The sequence below is a fragment of the Streptomyces sp. NBC_01283 genome (genome assembly GCF_041435335.1).
In the GTDB taxonomy this organism is placed as follows: Bacteria; Actinomycetota; Actinomycetes; order Streptomycetales; family Streptomycetaceae; genus Streptomyces.
Genome location: NZ_CP108430.1, coordinates 622,284 through 640,096 on the forward strand (window position 1 = coordinate 622,284; position 17,813 = coordinate 640,096).

The 17,813-nt window shown below is 70.4% G+C and carries 14 protein-coding genes and 1 pseudogene; 7 read left to right on the forward strand and 8 right to left on the reverse strand.

Annotated elements, in window-relative coordinates; genetic code table 11:
* The first annotated feature begins 31 nt into the window (after positions 1 to 31).
* Positions 32 to 1,324, forward strand: a complete 1,293-nt coding sequence (locus OG302_RS02790; protein ID WP_371525181.1) for an ROK family protein — start codon at positions 32 to 34, stop codon at positions 1,322 to 1,324.
* Between the two features lie 30 nt (positions 1,325 to 1,354).
* Here OG302_RS02790 and OG302_RS02795 read toward each other — a convergent pair whose 3' ends face one another.
* Entirely contained in the window at positions 1,355 to 2,968 is a 1,614-nt protein-coding gene (locus OG302_RS02795; RefSeq protein WP_371525182.1) for an FAD-binding oxidoreductase, read from the reverse strand.
* 66 nt (positions 2,969 to 3,034) lie between these two features.
* On the opposite strand from OG302_RS02795, the gene OG302_RS02800 reads away from it, so the two are divergent.
* Positions 3,035 to 3,727: a TetR/AcrR family transcriptional regulator gene (locus tag OG302_RS02800; RefSeq protein WP_371525183.1), complete on the forward strand. Its 693-nt coding sequence runs from the start codon at positions 3,035 to 3,037 to the stop codon at positions 3,725 to 3,727.
* A gap of 40 nt (positions 3,728 to 3,767) precedes the next feature.
* On the opposite strand, the gene OG302_RS02805 is transcribed toward OG302_RS02800, so the two are convergent.
* Complete coding sequence (locus OG302_RS02805; RefSeq protein WP_371525184.1) at positions 3,768 to 4,022, reverse strand: hypothetical protein; 255 nt, start codon at positions 4,020 to 4,022, stop codon at positions 3,768 to 3,770.
* Between the two features lie 176 nt (positions 4,023 to 4,198).
* On the opposite strand from OG302_RS02805, the gene OG302_RS02810 reads away from it, so the two are divergent.
* On the forward strand, positions 4,199 to 5,131 hold the full coding sequence (locus OG302_RS02810) for a hypothetical protein (protein WP_371525185.1): 933 nt from the start codon (positions 4,199 to 4,201) through the stop codon (positions 5,129 to 5,131).
* A gap of 142 nt (positions 5,132 to 5,273) precedes the next feature.
* Here the strand turns inward: OG302_RS02810 and OG302_RS02815 are convergent, their stop codons facing one another.
* From OG302_RS02815 to OG302_RS02825, 3 genes and pseudogenes are all read right to left on the reverse strand, one after another.
* The gene (locus OG302_RS02815) at positions 5,274 to 6,131 is read right to left on the reverse strand and encodes an alpha/beta fold hydrolase (RefSeq protein ID WP_371525186.1); all 858 of its coding nucleotides are present in this window, start codon (positions 6,129 to 6,131) and stop codon (positions 5,274 to 5,276) included.
* The gene (locus OG302_RS02820; RefSeq protein ID WP_371750000.1) at positions 6,128 to 6,763 is read right to left on the reverse strand and encodes a TetR/AcrR family transcriptional regulator; all 636 of its coding nucleotides are present in this window, start codon (positions 6,761 to 6,763) and stop codon (positions 6,128 to 6,130) included. Before OG302_RS02820 ends, OG302_RS02815 begins: the two co-directional genes overlap by 4 nt.
* Before the next feature lie 120 nt (positions 6,764 to 6,883).
* Positions 6,884 to 7,220: pseudogene (locus OG302_RS02825) on the reverse strand (hypothetical protein); the annotation flags it as partial.
* A gap of 247 nt (positions 7,221 to 7,467) precedes the next feature.
* Here OG302_RS02825 and OG302_RS02830 point away from each other — a divergent pair.
* The 3 genes from OG302_RS02830 (at position 7,468) to OG302_RS02840 (ending at position 12,119) form a co-directional block, all read left to right on the forward strand.
* On the forward strand, positions 7,468 to 10,473 hold the full coding sequence (locus tag OG302_RS02830) for a family 16 glycoside hydrolase (protein ID WP_371750001.1): 3,006 nt from the start codon (positions 7,468 to 7,470) through the stop codon (positions 10,471 to 10,473).
* A 90-nt stretch (positions 10,474 to 10,563) separates the two neighbouring features.
* Positions 10,564 to 11,079, forward strand: coding sequence for an HAD domain-containing protein (locus OG302_RS02835; RefSeq protein ID WP_371525187.1), 516 nt, complete (start codon positions 10,564 to 10,566; stop codon positions 11,077 to 11,079).
* 140 nt (positions 11,080 to 11,219) lie between these two features.
* On the forward strand, positions 11,220 to 12,119 hold the full coding sequence (locus OG302_RS02840) for a hypothetical protein (protein WP_371525188.1): 900 nt from the start codon (positions 11,220 to 11,222) through the stop codon (positions 12,117 to 12,119).
* A 33-nt stretch (positions 12,120 to 12,152) separates the two neighbouring features.
* Here the strand turns inward: OG302_RS02840 and rph are convergent, their stop codons facing one another.
* Positions 12,153 to 14,762 (reverse strand): rifamycin-inactivating phosphotransferase, encoded by a 2,610-nt coding sequence (gene rph, locus OG302_RS02845; protein ID WP_371525189.1) that lies wholly within the window; start codon positions 14,760 to 14,762, stop codon positions 12,153 to 12,155.
* 306 nt (positions 14,763 to 15,068) lie between these two features.
* Positions 15,069 to 16,061: a phospholipase gene (locus OG302_RS02850; protein ID WP_371525190.1), complete on the reverse strand. Its 993-nt coding sequence runs from the start codon at positions 16,059 to 16,061 to the stop codon at positions 15,069 to 15,071.
* Positions 16,062 to 16,359: 298 nt separating this feature from the next.
* Here OG302_RS02850 and OG302_RS02855 point away from each other — a divergent pair, with 298 nt between their 5' ends.
* Complete coding sequence (locus OG302_RS02855) at positions 16,360 to 17,277, forward strand: NADP-dependent oxidoreductase (protein WP_371525191.1); 918 nt, start codon at positions 16,360 to 16,362, stop codon at positions 17,275 to 17,277.
* A gap of 29 nt (positions 17,278 to 17,306) precedes the next feature.
* Here OG302_RS02855 and OG302_RS02860 read toward each other — a convergent pair whose 3' ends face one another.
* On the reverse strand, positions 17,307 to 17,507 hold the full coding sequence (locus tag OG302_RS02860) for a hypothetical protein (protein ID WP_361834984.1): 201 nt from the start codon (positions 17,505 to 17,507) through the stop codon (positions 17,307 to 17,309).
* Between the last annotated feature and the right edge of the window lie 306 nt (positions 17,508 to 17,813).

Genomic DNA, 17,813 nt, shown 5'->3' on the forward strand with positions numbered 1-17,813 from the left:
CAGCATCAGCACGGACCAAGGAGCGGACCCGGTGAAGGCAGACCTACGCGGCGCAGGCGTACGCGACTTGGGCAGGACGGGGACACCGCGAGCCGGCGACCGCGCCTCGTTGCGCCGGTCCAACCTCAGCCTGGTGCTGCGCCTGCTGCGCGATGCCGGACCACGGCCCCGCACCCGGATCGCCGCCGAGACCGGCCTGCCCAAGGCCACCATCACCAACCTGGTCGCCGAGCTGATGGAGAGCGGCCTGGTACGCGAAGGAGAGACGGAACGCCACGGTTCCGTCGGCCGCCCCAGCCGCACCGTCGAGATCGACGGCCGCACCGTCTGCGGCATCGGCGTCGAGATCAACGTCGCCTATCTGAGCCTGATCGCCATCGACCTCCGCGGCGAGATCACCCTCCGGCACCGCACCCCGCTGGACACCCGCGGCACCGAACCGGCCGCCGTCCTCGACCAGATGGCACAGGCCATCGGTGAGGCGCGCACGACCCTGCTCGCACAGGGCGTGACCCCGGTGGCGGTGACCGTCGCCGCCCCCGGCGTGATCAAGGCCGGTTCCGGCGTGGTCTCCTACGCCCCCAACATCGGCTGGCAGGACGTCGCCGTCACCGAAGGACTGCGCACCCGGCTGGGCCCGGGAGCACCACCGATAGGCCTGGAGAACGACGCCAAGCTGGGCGCCATCGCCGAGTACCTCGTCGCCGCGTCGTCCGACATCCACGACCTGATCTACGTGACCGGCGAGACGGGCGTCGGCGGCGGCATCATCTCCGACGGCCGACTGCTGCAAGGCTCGGCCGGGTTCGCCGGCGAGATCGGCCACATGCCCCTGGACCCGGGCGGGTTGCCCTGCGCCTGCGGCCGGGTCGGCTGCTGGGAGACCCTGGTCGGCCTGACGGCCCTGCTCCGCCAGGCCGCGCCGCCGCACGACCCGGTCCACGACCCCACCGTCGACCTGGAACAGCGGCTGACGAAGCTGCGCCGCCGCGCCGACACGGGCGACGCCGCCACCCTCGCCGCACTGGAGCGGATCGCCGACGGTCTGGCACTGGGACTGGCGCTCCTCGCCGATGTGCTCAATCCCCGGGCCGTCGTCCTGGGCGGCTACTTCACCCACTTCGGCGACTACCTCATCGACCGCGTACGCGCCGAGTTCTCCGCCCGCGTCATGGCCCCCGAAGCGGGCGGCTGCGAGATCACGCTGTCGTCGCTGGGCTTCAGCGCGGCGGCACGCGGCGGCGCCTACCTGGCACTTGACCGCGTCTACCAGGACCCGAGCGGAACGGCTGCGTCCGTGGGTGCCGGGCATACGGAGTCATAGAGCCCCTTCCAGCCCTGCGGGCCGGCGGAGTCAGGCGGCGCGCAAGGGGTCGATGACCGCGCCTGGGTTGAGGATCCCGGCCGGGTCGAGGACCCTCTTTCCGGCCTGCAGGGCGGCGGCGAAGAGCTCGGGGCGCTGCTGGTCGTACCAGGGGCGGTGGTCACGGCCCACCGCGTGGTGGTGGGTGATGGTGGCACCCGTGGCGATGAGCGCCTGGGAGACGGCCTGCTTGATCTCGTCCCACTGCTCCACGGTCCTGCCCCACCGCCCCGCCGCGTAGACGCCGAAGTACGGTGCGGGGCCGTCGGGATAGAGGTGCGTGAACCGGCAGGTCACGACACCTTCGGCGCCGACCTGGCGCATGGCGTCCTGGGCGGCGTCGTTCACGGCCGCGCGCAGGGCGTCGAACCGGTCCCAGGTGCAGGCCGTCTCGAAGGTTTCCACGATCATGCCCTGGGCGGCCAGGGCGTCCCGCTGGTACGGCATGCGCATGAACGCGGAACGCCAGGTGTCGACGGCCGCGGTGCGCGCGGCCCGGCCGGAACTGTCGGTGTGGCGCGGCGGCTCGGCCAGGGTGCCGCCGTGGTCGCGGCACAACTCCAGCGCGCGTTCCATCCAGGCGGCGACGGGGTGGTCCGCGGATTCGAAGCCGAGGACCAGGACGGCGGTCGCGGAACCCGCGTTGATCAGGGCTTCCATGGGGTCGAGCAGGCGGCAGTTGGCCGGGTTCAGGCCGGACTGGGAGAGGGCGCGGACCGCTTGGACGCCCGCGTCGTAGTGGGCGAAGCCGACCGAGGCACCGGCCCGCCACCGGGGCCGGTCCTGGAGGCGGACCCAGGCCTGGGTGATGACGCCGAGCGAGCCTTCGGAGCCCAGGAACATGCGGTCGGGTGACGGGCCGGCACCCGAGCCGGGCAGGCGGCGCGACTCGACGACTCCGGCGGGGGTGACGACCCGCAGTGATTCGGTGAGGTCGTCGATGTGGGTGAGCTGCGTGGCGAAGTGGCCGCCGGCCCGGGTGGCCAGCCAGCCGCCGAGGCTGGAGAACTCGAAGGACTGGGGGAAGAAGCGCAGGGTGTATCCCCTGGGCCGCAGCTGCTGCTCCAGGTGCGGGCCCAGGACACCGGCCTGGACGAGGGCCGCCCGGCTGGTGGCATCGACGTCGAGCACCTGGTCCATCGACGTGAGGTCGAGGCTGACCACTCCGGCGTACTGATCCCCCACCCGGGGTTCGACACCGCCGACGACCGAGGAGCCGCCGCCGAAGGGTATGACCGCGATGCCGGCGTCGTGGCACCACTCCAGCACGTCGATGACCTGGCTGTCCGAGGTCGGGCGTACGACGAGGTCGGGCACATGGGGCAACGTGCCCAGCAGCGCCCGTACGACGTCCCGGAAGGCCTGCCCGTGACTGTGCGCCAGGCGGTCGCGCACGTCCGCGGAGACGATCGCGGCGAGGGGACCGGGCGCCTCGATCCTGCTGGCGCGCACGCCGAACGCCTCGATCGGAGGCGCCTCATGGACGGTCAGATCGGCCTTCGGCAGCAGTTCCGCCGTGCGGCGGGTGAGCTCGTCGCGCTCCGCCCCGGACACGGCGTCCTCGACGTTTCCCCAGCCCCACCACGACCGTGTCTTGCCCCTCATGGCCCGCACCGCCCATCTGAACGCAGGGTAAGTTACCTGGCGGTCACCTTGGCATAGGGTGAGGTCATGAGCAAGCAGGAGAAGGCCGCCGCTCGCGGCGTCGGCACGAAGGGAATGCCCCGCAAAGACCGGGAGCGGCTGATCCTGGACGCGGCGGCCGACGAGTTCGGCAGGAAGGGATACGCGCGCGGGTCGACGGCAGAGGTGGCGGCACGGGCCGGCATCACGAAGCCCATGATCTACGAGTACTTCGGATCCAGGGACGGCCTCTACCTGACCTGCCTGGAGCAGGCCGGCACCCGCCTGGTCGAGGCCGTGCGGGGCGCGCAGGAGGGCCCGTCCGACCTCACGCGCGCGGCCCGCACCCTCGCGGCGATCTTCCACGCACTCGAATCGCGACTGCACGACTGGGAACTGGTCTACGACTCGACGCTGCCGGCCGACGGCGACCTCCACACCGCGGCCACGGTCCACCGGCGCGAGCTCAACCGCCTGGGAGCCGTCGGAGTCGCCGAGTTCCTCCACTCCACCCCGGCCACTGATCCGCTCGACGCCGACCTCGCCACGCACCTCTGGTACGGGACGGTGAGCGCAGCGGTCGCCTGGTGGCGCCACCACCCCGAGCAGACCGCCGCGGAGATGACTTCCCGCTTCGGGCGGATCGTCGGCATGCTCGATGGGGACCCGGACGCGGATGCGGATGCGGATGCGGATGCGGATGCGGATGCGGATGCGGGCAACACTGAAGCTGAGGTTTAGCTTTAGAGATCGGTCGTAGATCACTCGATGTGCCCATTACTCATTCCCCCCGGCGAAGCCTGTGCGTGGGGCCGAGAGCCTTGAGGCCGTTCAGGAGAGTGCGCAGGACCGCGAGGCGGTGGGTGCGGAGCCGTTCCGCCGCCTCCGGCTCGTCCCGGGGCGTGTCCGACTGGCTGAGGGCTTTGCGGGTGGCGTGTGCGGCGAGCAGGCCGATGAGCAGCCGGGTCAGGGCGCGGCTCGCGGCAGCGCAGGCCAGGAGCCACAGGGCGAGGCAGCCGGTACTGGAGGTGAACATCTTGACCGTCCTTCTACGAGGGAGGTGAGCTGCCTGGTGTACCGCCGTGGGCACGCGGTTCGATGCCCCGCAGGAGCGTGGAGTTCCTCCGCGGGATCGGGGGCACCCCTGGCTCCGTGCCACCTCCACGCGCCTGAGGGGTTGTTGGCCGCATCCGCGGTGGAGAGCATGCGCGCATGGAGAACTGGGACCGGGACGACAGCGATGACCTGGACGACACGCGCGAGCCACGCTCGCACCGCAGGAAGCGGGACCTGCCCTTCCCCTACGACCAGGACCTGTCAGGGATCCTGCCGCGCCTGAACCGCCGTACCGTCTGGGGCCGTGCCCGGCTCGCCAACCACCGTGTGACGGCATCGCTCCTGGCCGCAGGGATGCGGCTGCTGGAGCAGCACTTCGGGCCGTGCGCCGAGCGGCCGGTCACGAGCAAGAGCCTGCTCCTCGGCCCTCTGTCGCAGCGCTGCGTGGGCGAGGCGTTCGGCGCCAACCCCGAGCCCTTCGACCGCCACGGCGACGGCGCGGGGCTGCTGCGGGACCGCTGGACGCCGTACTCGAATTACATCGTCGATCTGATCAACTTCGCGATGTGGAAGGAGAACTACCGCCCGGAGTTCCGCACCCAGCGTGCCGCGAACACCAGACGGCTCGTGCACGGACGCGACGGGCGCGACTTCGTGCGCGCCGTCCACGACATCGCCCACCGCCACACCACGGACGGGATGGACATGCCCTCCGTACGGCTCGGCCTCGCCCTCATGACGGTGGCCGACGCCGACGAGGAGATCGCGCGGATCGCCTCCGGCATCTACGCCGACTACCTGGGCTCATGGAAGGAGCTGTACGCCGCTGTCCTGCGCGAGCGCGGCCTGCGCCTGCGCCAGGGCCTCACCCTCGACGACCTGGCCAACGCGCTCTCCGCCGCCAACGACGGCGTCACCCTGCGTGCCCTCGGCGACCCGGCATCCGGCGTCGTCGACGACGCCCGCCGCCGCTCCCTGACCGGCACCGTCACCCTCGCCGTGATCCACGCTTTCCTCGAACCGGAGAACGACCCGAGCGGCCTGTCCCTGGAACAGGCGGTCGCCGCACGTTTCGGCGGGCGTGGCTAGGGCCGGTGGCGCGGCCCTGCCGATGCGGCGATCGATGGCCCACCCCGGACCCGAACCGTGGTCTCCCGGCCGCGCCGTGGCCGCCCGGCCGCACCCACAACCGCCGCCACCAACCCCACGCACCGAGGCCCCGGTCCCGCGCTCACCCGAGCCCGTCCAGGAACGGGACGATCACGTCGAGGAAGTGGTCGTTTCGGTCTCCGGCCACCATGTGTCCCGCGCCTGCCACCTCCACCCGTCTCGCCCGCGGGACCCAGTCACAGAACTGCTCGGCGATGTCTTCGCGCACCACGTCGCTGACCTGGCCGCGGACAAGAAGGACGGGGACATCTGCGAGACGTCCGGCCGCCAGAAGGCGCTCCGCCATGCCTGGCGGGTCCATCCGGCCCTCGAAGCTGTCCAGCATGCGGGGGTCCCAGTGCCAGACCCACCGGTCGCCCCGGCGCCGCAAGTTGTACCCCATCCCCGCCGAGCCCTCCGGGCGCGAGCGCTGCGGCAGATAGGCGCCGACCGCCGCAGCCGCCTCCTCCACGCTGGCAAATCCCTTCGGAGCGCGGCGCATGAACTCCACGATCCGGTGGAACCCGCGGGGATCGGGCCGATGGGCGACATCGACGAGTACCAGAGCACGAGCCGCCACCCTGGGCGCTTCCCCGGCGGCGAGCAACGCACTCAGGCCGCCGAGCGAGGCACCGACGAGCACCGGTCGGCCGCCGAGTTCGGCAACCAGCGCCCTCACGTCCTGCGCGAACAAATCAAGGTCGTAGTCACCGCCGGCCGACCACCCGCTCTCCCCGTGCCCGCGCAGATCCGGGGCGATCACCCGCCACCCCAGCGCGGCCAGTCGCGGCCCCGTCCGACCCCAGGCGTGCCGCGTCTGGCCACCACCGTGCAGCAGGACCACCGGCGGGCCGGACGCTTCACCCCACACGTCCGCCGCCAGTACGACCCCGCCGCCGCCCACGAAGCTTCGCGGCCTCGGCCGCGCCCCCGCCGTCACCCCGTATCCCGGGATCGCAGCGGCGCCACCAGCTCCTCGCGGTAAGGATCCGAGGCCGCCGCGGCCAGCGCGACGTCCAGCGCGAACAGCGCGCGCGTGAGGAACCGGTCGTCATCGATGAGGGCGGCCACCCACTGATGCAGCGCGCCCACACACGCGGCGCCGACCACGGCGGCCAACGCGTCAACGTCGACATCCGCACGCAGCAGGCCCCGCGTGCGAGCCTCCGCCATCGCCTCAGCGAGCCGGGTGAGCGGACTGCGGTCGAGCACCAGACCGCTCTCATCCCACGCGCGTACCATGCGACGCGAGACCACCGGATCACCCACGAACAGCTGCACCGTCGTACGGACGACCACGTGCGGGTCACCGGCCTCCGACCCCGTCAGGCGGCGCTCCAGCTCCTCCATGAACCCGGCCGCGAGCGCCTCCCAGATCCTCTCGCGCGGCCCGATCAGGTTGTACACGGTCGCCGGGGCAACCCCGGCGCGCTCGGCGATCCGCTCGACGCTGACCGCCGACTCCGGGCTCTCCCGCAGGAGTTCACGCACCGCGTCCACGATCCGCGACCGCCGCCGCGCCTTGTGCCGCTCACGCAGCCCCTCCCGCGGCCCCTCACCATCTCCCGGCATCCCCGCCCCACCTCCAAAACTTAGAGAGGACCCTAAACGTAGAGATACCTCTAAGTAGAGGCAAGCAACGAGACGCAACGAACGGCGGATCAGAGACGGCCATCCAGCAGGAACCGGTTCGTAGCAGCCGCTGCACCAGGACCGATCGGGGTCCGTGCCCAGGGGGAAGCTGCTGGGGTCGACGGAGGCCAGGGTGTCGATGTCCGCACCAGGGCCAGCTCGCGGCGTCGGTCGTGTAGGCGTCGACACCGCCGTTGCTGAGCAGCTCCCAGTTGTTGCTGGCCTTGTAGGTGAAGCCGTTCGCCACGGCCTGCTTGGGGAACCAGTCGTTCCCCTCTTTGACGAAGTCGATGTGCGCCGCCTTCCAGGTGCCGCTGTAGAGCGCCAGCACCTTGAACGGCACGGCCGTGTCGTCGGCCGCACGCGAGGAGTTGAAGGCGATTCCCCGTCGGGTCAACTCCCCGCCACTTTCTCCTTGTTGAGGACAAAGTATGGACGATGTGCGGCACTGTTCGTACGCTGGGCGTCGCTCTCGTACGGAAGTCTGCGCAAGGCACGGCCAAATGCCGCTGCCCGCACCACCGGTACGTGCATCACCTCCACTCCGCGGACGCGGGCCGAGGCGGCCCGGGGCCGCCTCGCAGCGCCCAGCAGGAGACAGAGTGACGCCACACGAGCACCACAACCCCCCGCGCCCACACCGCATCCACCGACGCACGCGCCTGAGACCACGCAGGACCCTCGGCGTACTCCTCGGGGTGCTGCTCGCCGGCGGCGCCCTCACCGCACCGGCCGCCGGGGCCAAGGAGAAGCCCTTCGCCGACCTGCCGCCGCAGGAACCCGGCGTCACGCTGCGGGTGTTCGACATCCAGTCCCCGCTCAGCAAGCTCTGCGACCTCAAGCCCGCCCAGACCCCCAACGTCGACAAGCTGATCCCCACCATCGACTGGTCGTCCACCGACGGCTTCGGGTTCACCGACAACTTCGTGTCGCAGATCATCGGCAACATCAACGTGCCCGCCAACGGCGCGTACAGCTTCCGCCTGATCAGCGACGACGGCTCCCGTCTGTTCATCGGCGACAAGAAGGTCATCGATCACGACGGACTGCACGGGGCCGAGCCCAAGGACGGCGAGATCACGCTCGACCCGGGCTACCACCCCCTGCGCATCGACCACTTCGACCGCGGCAACGACCAGCAGGTCACCCTGCAGTGGAAGCCGCCGGGCGCCGACGCCTTCACCCTCGTGCCGAACTCCGTGCTCAGCACGGACGCCGACGTCGTGCGGGTCACCGCGCCGGGCCGCAAGGAGTGCGAGGGCACCTACGACACGCCCGGCGACGGCCTCCCGCTGAAGTCGGTCAACCCCGGATACACGCTGACCGACCTGCGCCCCAAGGGATTCGAGCCACAGGTGTCCGCGATGGACTGGCTGCCCGACGGCCGGCTCGCGGTGACCACCTGGGGCGGCAGCCAGGAGACCAAGGGCGCGGTGTACGTCCTGGACAACGTCACCGGCGACACGGGCCCGGACAAGGTCACGTACGAGAAGATCGCCGACGGGCTCAAGGAGCCGATGGGCATCAAGTACGTGGACGGGAAGCTGTATGTCTCGGAGAAGCACCAGCTGACCGAACTCGCCGACCTCGACGGAACCAACGAGGCGGGCGAGATCCGGAAGATCGCCGAGTGGCCGTACGGCGGAAACTTCCACGAGTTCGCCTTCGGACTGCTCTACGACAAGGGCGACTTCTATCTGAACCTGTCCGTCGCCATCAACTACGGCGGCGCGACGACCGATCCGCAGCCCGCCGCCAATCGCGGCACCACCATCAAGGTGAACAAGAAGAGCGGCAAGGTCAGTTACCTGGCGGGCGGTCTGCGCACGCCCAACGGCATCGGCCGCGGTCCGGACAACGAGCTGTTCGTCACCGACAACCAGGGCGGCTGGCTGCCCGCATCGAAGCTGGTGCACGTCAAGCAGGACCGGTTCTTCAACCACTACACCAACCCCGAGGGCCCGTTCGACGACGAGAGCGTCACCAAGCCGGTGCTGTGGCTGCCGCAGAACGAGATCGCCAACTCCCCCAGCACCCCCATGACGGTGAAGAAGGGGACCTTCGCCGGGCAGTTGATGTTCGGTGACGTCACCTACGGCGGTCTGCAGCGCGCCGACCTGGAGAAGGTCAACGGCGAGTTCCAGGGCGCGGTGTTCCGCCACACCCAGGGCCTGGAGTCGGGCATCACCCGCATCTCCACCGGGCCCGACGGGGCCATCTACACGGGCGGGCTCGGTGCGGACGGCAACTGGGGCCAGGAGGGCAAGCTCCGCTTCGGTCTGCAGAAGCTCACCCCGAACGGCAAGACCGCCTTCGACATCAAGACCATGCGCGCCACCAGCGACGGCTTCGAGCTCACCTACACCAAGCCGCTGTCGGACAAGACGGTAGAGAAGCTGACCAGCGGGGCCTACTCCGTCGAGCAGTGGCGCTACGCCCCCACCCCCGCCTACGGCGGCCCCAAGGTCGACGAGGAATCCCTGCCCGTCACCGACGCCCGCGTCTCCGACGACCGCCGGACCGTGCACCTGACCATCCCCGGCCTCAAGAGCGACCGGGTGGTGCACGTGCGCTCCCCGCGCCCGTTCTCCTCGGCCGACGACGAGCAGCTGTGGTCCACCGAGGCCTGGTACACCCTCAACGCGCGCCCGGGCCACACCGACCCGGTCACCACCTATGACGCCGAGTCGGCGCGGCTGTCCGGCGGCGCCGACATCGACACCGAGCACGCCGGATTCACCGGCGGCGGCTTCGTCGACGGCATGAGTGAACCCGGCGCCTCCGCCACCTTCGACGTCCAGGTCCCGGCCAAGGGCACCTACGCCGTGGGCCTGCGCTATTCCAACGGCCCCAACCCGTCCGCCGGCACCAAGACCCTGGGGGTCAGCGTGAACGGCGCGGCGGCGCGGCAGACGAGCCTTCCCTCGACCGAGACGTGGAAGCGCTGGTCCACCAAGACCGAGAAACTCGATCTGCGCAAGGGCCGCAACACCATCAAGTACACCTACCGGCCCGAAGACACGGGCCACGTCAACCTCGACGCGATCGACGTGCGCCGCCCCGGCGGCCGCATCGACCTCTTCTCCGGCGGCAGCGTCTCCTCGGCCTGGCAGCACACCGACGGCCGCAGCGTCGAATGGCCCCACACGGCCGACAAGTCGATCGAGGTGTGCTGCGGGGACATCCGCACCAAGCAGGCCTTCGGCGACTTCAAGCTGCACGCCGAGTTCCGGGTGCCCAAGCTGCCGGACGACGTCACCGGGCAGGACCGCGGCAACAGCGGGATCTACCTCCAGGAGCGGTACGAGGTCCAGATCCTGGACTCATACGGAGTGGAGAAGCTCGCCGCGAACGAGGCCGCCTCCATCTACACCAAGAAGGCCGCTGACCTCAACGCCTCTACAGCGCCTGAGACTTGGCAGACCTACGACATCACGTTCCGCGCCGCCCGTTTCGACGCGGACGGAAAGAAGACCGAGGACGCCAGGATCACCGTGCTCTGGAACGGCAAGAAGGTCCACGACAACGTGGCCGTCGACGGCCCGACCGGAGCCGGTGACGCCGAGTCCGCGGCAGCAGGCGCGATCAGGCTCCAGGACCACGGCAACAAGGTCCGCTTCCGCAACGTCTGGATCGAACCCGCGAGCTGAACTCACTCTCCCTGCGGGCCGCCCGCCACCAGGCGGGCGGCCCGCACAGCCCTCAAGCCAGTGCGGGACTGCCGGCGATACCGTGCCGTCATGGCCGATCCCGCGCAGCGCCCCCTGCTCTTCCTGGACGTCGACGGAACGCTCCTGCCCTACGACGGCGCACAGTTGCCGTCGACCCTCGAACAGTGGGGCCAGTGGCAGCACCCGTCCAACCCGCAGCTGGCCAAGGTCATCCCCGGGCACGGCCCGCGGCTCCTCGCCCTGTCCTGTGACCTGATGTGGGCCACGGCTTGGATGCACGACGCCAACGCGGTGATCGCCCCACTGCTCGGCCTGCCGGAACTGCCGGTGGCCGGTCTGCCGGATGCTCCGGAGGAGGACGCGACGGGCGTGCTGCACTGGAAGACGCGAGCTCTTGTCGAGATCGCGGCGGGCCGCACCTTCCTCTGGGTCGACGACGAGATCAGCGACCTCGATCGCGCGTGGGTGGCAGCACGGCACGAGGGACAGGCCCTGCTTCACCGCGTCGATTCCACGACCGGCCTCACGGACACCGACCTAAGGGTGCTCGGCCACTGGCTGAAGGGCGTCTCCGCAGAATCCTGATCCCCGGGTCGCCCTCGATGACGAAGAGGGTGGAAGTTCCGGAAGCGGCGTAAACCCCCTCGAACAGCCTTACCGTGGAGTCCTCTTGGTGATCTGACCTCTCCGGCGTCGCCGGGGACGGTGCGAACGGGGGCGGGACCGTGTCCGACGAAGGAATCCCTCAAAGACCCACACGCCCACGCCGCCTCGCGGTCGCTGTGGCCGTCGCGGTCGGCTTGCTGATCGGCGCCCTCGGAGGCGTCGGCGCGCATCTGCTGGACTCCGACGACGCTGAGGGCGACAGCCGGGCGAACCCGTCGGCCGCCGCCACGGCTGACCCCACCGCTGCAACCACGGCAGGCCCCCGTGCCGAGCCCATCCGCTCCGCGATGCTGGCCGAGCGGCGGGTCGGCGTCGAGGTCGTCGCCCGCCAGGGCGGTGACCCCGACTCCTTCACCGGCCAGGCCCGCCTCGATCTGGTCGACGCCACCACCGCCAGGGCCGCGACCCACGTCCTGTACGACATGGGCGAAGGCCACGCCTGGTACCCGCCGGAGATCGTGCTGATCGGCAACCGCGCCGTCATCACCCCGGCCAAGGAGATGACCGGCCCCGATTTCGGCCCGCAGGGCGCGTACCGCACCGAGGCCGACGCGTCCGCCGCGGCAGCGGACGACGTCGCGGTGCGCAACGCCCTGGAGACCCGCTGGCTGGCCCAGCCCGCGCACATCGTGGCGCTCCTCGACCACGCCACCGACCTGAACACCGAGCGGGCGGACGCCACCCGTACCCTCACCGGAAGCACCCCCTTGAACGCACTCGGCGCCGACCCCACCATCGGCGGCCTCTACCGCCCCTACGCGACCGCGCGCCCCGAAGGAGTCGTGCGCTTCACCCTCGTCGTCACCACGCACGACCTGCCCAAGTCGCTGAAGATCGAGGTGCCTTCACGGTCCGGCGACGACGCCTTCCGGGTGCGGTACGGGCAGTGGGGGCGGGGGGAGGCCATCGACGCGCGGCCGGGACCCACCCCCGCACCCCAATGGACGAACCTCAGTTGAGGTCCGGCCTACGGGAAGCGCTCGGCGGCGAGGTCAGGGCAGGAGCTCGATGTACCCGTCGGTTCCGTGCACGCGGATCCGCTGCCCGTCCTGGATCAGCCGGGTGGCTCGCTCCACGCCCACGACGGCGGGCAGGCCGTACTCCCGGGCGATCACCGCGCCATGGGTCATCAGGCCGCCCACCTCCGTGACCAGGCCCGCGATCCCGACGAACAGCGGCGACCAGCTGGGGTCCGTGAAGGTCGTGACCAGGATGTCGCCCGCTTCGAGATCGGCGTCCGCCAGGTCGAGGATGACGCGAGCCCTTCCCTCGATGGTCCCGGCGGACACCGGCAGGCCCACCAGGGCGCCCTCTGGTACGTCGTCGCGCCGGTACGCCCCGGTGAGGGCCTCGCCGTCCGATGTGAGCACCCGGGGCGGTGTCAGCGCCTGGTACGAGCGGAACGCGTCCTTGCGCTGCTGGATGAGCCCTTCATCCACCTGGTTCGACCGCACGACGTCGTTCAGTTCCGGGAACGTGAGGTAGAAGGCGTCCTCCTTGTCACGCAGCACGCCGGCCTGCACGAGGCGCTCGGCCTCCGCCAACAGGGCCTGCTTGTAGACGAAGTAGCGGCTGATGATGCCGTACTTGGGGTACTCCCGGTAGCCGATGAAGGTTCTGACGCGGTCGATCATCCGCTTGGTCTCGTCGGCCTTCCGGTCCCCGTCCGGCAGGGCCCGCAGGCGTGAGAGCACGTCCTGTTCCTTTTCCTGTGCCTTCTGTCGCCCCTGCTCGAAGCGGCGCTCGGCGGCGCCCGGCTCGAAGTTCCTGACGTTGTCGAGGAGCGCGGGCGCGAGCGTGGCGGGGCTCTCGCTCCAGCGCGGCCTCGTGATGTCGATCTCGCCGACGCAGCGCACGCCGTACCGGTCGAGGTAGGCCTCGATGGCGTCGCGTGCCTCCGTCCCGCCCGCGACCTTCGCCAGCCCGTCCAGGAAGTCCTCGTCCTTGGCGTGCTGCAGATAGGCCACGACCTCCGGATGCGGGCGGATCACGTCCGCGACGTCCATCAGCGCCAGGCCCATCTCCGACGTGATGTTGTCGGGGGCGGAGAGCGTGAGCGTGTCAGCCGCGTTCTTCTCGCCCAGCCACTCCCGCAGCTTGTCGTTGAGCCACCACGTGGCCTCCATCCCCGCCATGATCGCCTGCATGCTCAACGGGTCGCCGAGGACCCGCTTGTGCTCGTCGAAGGCCTCCCGCAGGAAGTCGAAGAGCGCCGGTCCGCTCTTCGTGCGGATCTCGCGCTCCAGGGCGGCGACGGACGTCTCGCTGCGCTCGATCAGCTCGGTGACGATGGCCGGGTCGGTCTCGATGGGGGCGGGCGCACCGCCGGTCGACGGCCTGGCGGGGGCGGGAGCCGGGTCCGGAAGCGTCGGGATGAAGTCGTCACGGTCCAGGACGGTCTCCAGGGCGTCCCTGACCAGCGGATCGCCTTTCCCCATGAGGTCCAGGAGACCGGCGCGGCTCGCGGGCGAGGCCAGGCGCCGGGTGACGTCGACGAACAGCCTCCCGCCGGCCTCGTGCATCGCCACCATGGCCGTCTGCTGCCACATGGAATAACCCAGGGGCTTCATGGGGTCGGTCATCATCTGCTGATGGCCCACGGAGACGTAGACGTGGTTCTCCTCGTCGCCCGCCTCGGGGACGGGGATGGGGAACAGTGTGGTGATCGGCCGGCTCTGCACGATCTGGAAGCCGTCGTCGACCAGGCACCATTCGATGTCCTGCGGGCGGCCGAAGTGCGCCTCGATGCGCCGCCCGAGCTCGACGAGGTGCACGGCCTGGGCGTCCGTCAGCGCCGGCTGCTCCTGCCGCTGCGCGTCGATCGCCACTTCCTGCGTACCGCCGGTGGGCAGGGCTTCGATGGCACGCTCCTTGGCGGCGATCGTCTTGGCGAGGACTTCGCCATCCCGCACCGTGAAGACGTCCGGGTTGACCAGGCCGGAGACCAGGGCCTCGCCGAGGCCGAATCCGGCGTCCACGGTGGCGACCTTCCGGTTGCCCGTGACGGGGTCGGCCGTGAACAGGATGCCGGCCGCCTGCGAGAAGGCCATCCGCTGCACGACCACGGCCATGTGGACCATGCGGTGGTCGATGCCGTTGCGCTGGCGGTAGGTCACGGCCCGCTCGGTGAACAGCGAGGCCCAGCACCGGCTGACGTGCCGGAGGATCTCCGTCGGTCCCACGATGTTCAGGTAGGTGTCCTGCTGGCCGGCGAAGGAGGCCGTCGGCAGGTCCTCCGCCGTCGCGCTGGACCGGACGGCATAGGCGGCCTGCTCGCCGTGCCGGGTCAGCGCGCGGGTGATCGCCGCCGCGAGATCCTCGGGGACGGCGACGTCCTCGATGGTCCTTCGGATCTCCGCGCTCAGCGCGCGGATCGTCTCCCGGTCGTCCGGGTCCAGGCGTGCCAGCCGGTCGAGCCGGTCGTCGATCGACGGTGCTTCCGCCATGATCCGCCGGAAGGCCGCCGTCGTCACGCAGAAGCCGTCCGGCACGCGGATGCCGTCGATCCGCGAGAGCCCGCCCAGGTGCGCGCCCTTGCCACCGACGAACGCGACATCCGTCTCGTCGGCCTCTTGCAGCTCGCACACGTACTGCTGGACCATTGCGCTACCTCCGACGCAGCCGTGCTCCGTTGCCCTGCGGTCGCCGATCGGCTGACCGGCGCCTCCCACACTGTCGAACCTCACGTCGAGCACGTCCTCATCCCTGGTTGCCGTCCCTCTGCCGAGTCGGGGTTATGGCATCGGCCGACGATTGTGCGACGTGACCGGGGCCTTGCGGCAAGCCCCCCAGCACGCTATAAGTTGAGAGTGGCAAGGAGAGCTCTTTCTCCTTGCCTTTGTTTTTTGCCCTCCGATCGGCTCCATGCGGGCGGCGCGCGGCGTCAGCTCCCGAGTCGGCTCGTGGTGTCAGCTCCCGAAGGGAATGTCCTTCGGGGTGGCCATGCGGCGGGTGTCCGGGTGGGCCTTCACGTAGTCCGTGATGTACGAGAGTGACTCCCGCACCCCGCTGTCGTCGGTGCCGCAGCCCTTGGGGCCGGTGACGCCGTCGGGGTAGCACGACATCCGGTTGCCGTAGATGAGGCTGTCCACGGCGGCGCTCCCGTCGGAGGAGTCGAGCAGGGTGGCGGTGCGCTCGCCGTCGCCCTTGCCCACCGTCCAGCCGACGGTCTGTGCCAGTTCTCCGGCGTCCCGGGCCTTCCTGCCTGCCTCGAGCTCCTTGCGGATGCTGCCGAACTTCAGCGCCATGTCGAACAGCCCGTTGTCCATCACTCGCTGGCCGCCGGGGACATCCGGCCCGTGCTCGGCGAAGCCGTCCCGGACCTGCGCGTAGGTGCCGCTGTAGCTGACCGCTTCCTTGGAGTTCAGGTCGCCGAGGACGTTCTTCCAACCGCTGCCGCCCTCCTTGCCGTAGAAGCCGTAGAGCACCCGTATGCCCTTGCTCTCCAGCTTCTCGCGCGCCATGTCCCGCAAGGCGGCCACGGAGCAGTGGCGCCACTGGGGGTCGCTGCTGTCGCACCAGTCGGGGTTCTTCATGTCCAGCCAGACGAAGGAGACATGACGTCCGCCCTCGTGCTCCTTGGCCACCTGGTCGAACATGTCGGACATGGTGTCGCCGGAGCTGGTGGGGGTGCCGTCGTGGTCCGCCCACCAGCCCTTGCGCCAGGCCGTGGCGTCCATCTCCAGCGCGTTGGCCCCGTTGGCGAGCGCCCTGGTCACCCCGCCGGTGGTCAGCACCCGGTGGGCGATGGCCCAGGTGGGGCGTTGCGCGGCGGCCTTGGGTGCGCTCTGGGAGGTCTCGTCCTGCGGTACGGCCATTGCGGCTCCGGCGCCCAGGGTGGCTGCGGAGACGACCAGAGCCAGCGGGAGCAATGTGGCGCGAAGCCGACGTGGGGCGGTCATGAGGACGGGTCCTTTCTGTTCCCCGGGCTGCGTGGTGCGGCAGCCCGTCTGCCGTGCGGTGGCTGCCTGTCGTACAGCCCGGCGGGCCGACGGCCCGCGACTGGAGACCCTACGTCAAGTTACCCACGGGTAACAGTCGGGTGCGCTCCGTATGCGAGGTCGGCCCCTCGCCGACAGTGACCGCCCGGGAATACCCTTCGCCTGCCGCGCACTTGAATGCGAAGGCACGGTCGCTGCCGGCCATCCGGCACATGACCGTCCAGGCCCTGTCCGAACGACGAAGTGCGGTGATCACGCGATGAAGGCAGTGCGGTTCCACGCGTACGGCGGGATCGATGTCCTCCGGGTCGAGGACGTGGAGCGGCCGGTGCCGGGCCCTGGGCAGGTACTGGTCGAGGTCCGGGCGGCCGGGATCCAGCCCGGCGAGGCGAACATCCGTACAGGCGCGCTGCACGAACGCTGGCCGGCGACATTCCCCTCCGGGCAGGGCAGCGATCTGGCCGGCGTCGTGGTGGAAGTCGGGTCGCAGGTACGCGGATTCGCGGTGGGCGACGAGGTCCTGGGCTTCACCCACAAGCGGGCCAGCCATGCGCAGTTCGTGGTGGTCGACGACGTGAATTTGGTCGCCCGTCCGGCGGGGCTGTCCTGGGATGTGGCCGGGTCGCTGTACGTGGCCGGCACGACCGCCTACGCCAGCGTGTTCGCGGTGGACCTAGAGGCGGACGACACGGTCGTCGTCTCCGGTGCGGCGGGCGGCGTCGGTTCGATCGCCGTGCAGCTCGCGCGGCGGTCCGGCGCCACGGTGATCGGGCTGGCCAGCGAGCGGAACCATGCCTGGCTGAAGGAACGCGGTGTCATACCGGTCGCGCACGGGGAGGGCGTGGCCGAGCGGATCCGGGAGGCTTCCGTCGGGAAGGTCGACGCGTTCATCGACACGTTCGGCGACGGCTATGTGGAGCTGGCGGTGGCGTTGGGGGTGCGGCCGGAGCGGATCAATACGATCCGCGATTGGCGGGCCGCGGCCAAGTTCGGTGCGCGCGCCCACGGCGAAGGCGCTGCGGCGTGCGCGGTCGTGATCGGGCAGCTGGCCCGGCTCGCCGCGCGCGGGAAGCTGGAGGTGCCGATCGCCCGCACCTACCCCTTGGACCAGGTGCGGGACGCGTTCCACGACCTCGAACAGCGCCGCACCCACGGCAAGATCGTGCTCCACCCGTAGCCCGTAGCCCGCAGCCCGTAGCTGCGGCCCTAGGACCCGGTGGGGGCGAACAGCGCCACGGCCAGGGCGACGACGGCGAACAGGCCTCCCGCCACCGCCAGGAGGATGGCCTGCGCTTGCACCGCATCGGTGTCCTCCCCCTCCAGAGGGGCACGACTCAGGTCCCACACCGCCTGGATCTGCACAGAAAGGCCGATGACCACTCCGAGCACGACGATGGCGTCGGTCATTGCATTCTCTTTCCTCCGCGCGGCGACGGTCGCGCTCGGCGCCCTCGCAGCTCTCTTCGTGTTCCTCTCGCGGCGCTCTTCGACCAGCGCCTCCCAGGTCACCGGGGGGCTCGAGCCCGCGCCGTACCTTGTGATGATCCACCGATATTGCTTTCCCTTGACGGTCAACGCGCCGCAGCGATCCGATCTCGTTGCCCGGGGCCCGCCGGGGACACAGCTCATGCCCGGCATGGATGTGACAGAGCGTCAGGCCTACGCCAACACTCCGGGTGGCCGGGGGGGGGACAGCGCAGGCCGCCCGCGAGA

Excerpts from the sequence above, each read along its gene's own strand:
- OG302_RS02795 (WP_371525182.1), bottom strand. The coding sequence starts at position 2,968 with ATGAGGGGCAAGACACGGTCGTGGTGGGGCTGGGGAAACGTCGAGGAC.
- OG302_RS02800 (WP_371525183.1), top strand. The coding sequence starts at position 3,035 with ATGAGCAAGCAGGAGAAGGCCGCCGCTCGCGGCGTCGGCACGAAGGGA.
- OG302_RS02805 (WP_371525184.1), bottom strand. The coding sequence starts at position 4,022 with ATGTTCACCTCCAGTACCGGCTGCCTCGCCCTGTGGCTCCTGGCCTGC.
- OG302_RS02810 (WP_371525185.1), top strand. The coding sequence starts at position 4,199 with ATGGAGAACTGGGACCGGGACGACAGCGATGACCTGGACGACACGCGC.
- OG302_RS02820 (WP_371750000.1), bottom strand. The coding sequence starts at position 6,763 with ATGCCGGGAGATGGTGAGGGGCCGCGGGAGGGGCTGCGTGAGCGGCAC.
- OG302_RS02835 (WP_371525187.1), top strand. The coding sequence starts at position 10,564 with ATGGCCGATCCCGCGCAGCGCCCCCTGCTCTTCCTGGACGTCGACGGA.
- rph (WP_371525189.1), bottom strand. The coding sequence starts at position 14,762 with ATGGTCCAGCAGTACGTGTGCGAGCTGCAAGAGGCCGACGAGACGGAT.
- OG302_RS02850 (WP_371525190.1), bottom strand. The coding sequence starts at position 16,061 with ATGACCGCCCCACGTCGGCTTCGCGCCACATTGCTCCCGCTGGCTCTG.
- OG302_RS02855 (WP_371525191.1), top strand. The coding sequence starts at position 16,360 with ATGAAGGCAGTGCGGTTCCACGCGTACGGCGGGATCGATGTCCTCCGG.
- OG302_RS02860 (WP_361834984.1), bottom strand. The coding sequence starts at position 17,507 with ATGACCGACGCCATCGTCGTGCTCGGAGTGGTCATCGGCCTTTCTGTG.